The organism is Oleiphilus sp. HI0125 (genome assembly GCF_001635355.1).
Genome location: NZ_LWGF01000218.1, coordinates 1 through 1,088, shown reverse-complemented (window position 1 = coordinate 1,088; position 1,088 = coordinate 1). Strand labels below are relative to the sequence as shown.

The 1,088-nt window shown below is 45.0% G+C and carries 1 protein-coding gene; it reads left to right on the top strand.

Features of this window, described 5'->3' with window-relative positions; translation table 11 throughout:
• Positions 1-93 precede the first annotated feature (93 nt).
• Positions 94-1,088: AMP-binding protein (locus tag A3762_RS03335; protein ID WP_197468993.1), on the top strand; the 995-nt coding region annotated here is incomplete at its 3' end.

Below are 1,088 nucleotides of genomic sequence, written 5' to 3'. Positions count from 1 at the left end.
ATAGGGAGTCGTAGCGCTCAGATTGTAAGCGAGATCACGCAGATGCCCGGCGCAAGGTGGTTCCCCCAAGCTAGGCTTAATTTCGCTGAAAATATGCTGCGTTATGCCAAAACGAGCCCTCTCCTTACAGCAATAACAGTCTTTAATGAGCTTGGTAAACAATGCTCTTATACATACAAAGAACTTCAAGATGCAGTTGCTGCCCTCGCCTCCACATTCAAAGACAATGGCATACAGAAAGGTGATCGCATTGCTGCGATTACAACCAATAGTGAGCACGCAATTATTGGGATGCTAGCATGTGCCTCTCTAGGCGCAGTTTGGTCATCCTGCTCGCCTGATTTCGGTGAAAGCGGAATACTAGACCGCTTTAGTCAGATTGAACCCAAACTGTTGATTACATGCACTGGGTATATATATGCTGGAAAAGTACTTTCTCTTGCCGACAAGATTAGTACTGTCGTTGACAGCCTACCCTCACTTCAAGCAGTCATTAGTTTTAACCCTATTGATCGCGACACATCCCATATCCTGACACTCACTACTGCTAAGCACTTAGATTGGATTAATGCGATTAAGAGTAACGACAAGATCGAACTTCATTTTGAAGAAGTCGATTTTAACGACCCGCTTTATATCCTTTATTCATCAGGCACAACTGGAAAGCCTAAATGCATTGTTCATGGAGTGGGCGGAACCTTACTTCAACACATCAAGGAGCTTTCCTTACACAGTGACGTTGTTGAAGGGACAAAACTATTTTATTTCACTACCTGCGGCTGGATGATGTGGAATTGGTACATCAGCGGTTTGGCCCTAGGAGCAAGTTTAGTGGTCTATGATGGGTCGCCTTTTCACCCTGAAAAAGACAGCTTGTTTTCGCTGGCAAAAGCAGAAGACATCGAAGTATTCGGAGCAAGCGCAAAATACTTTGCTGCGGCTGAAAAATTTGGCCTAAAACCAAACAAAGATCACCCGTTTACAAGCCTAAAGGCCATACTATCGACCGGCTCGCCTTTGGTCCCAGAGAGCTTTGATTACCTGTATGCGCATGTTGCTCCTCATGCACGTGTATCAAGCATATCTGG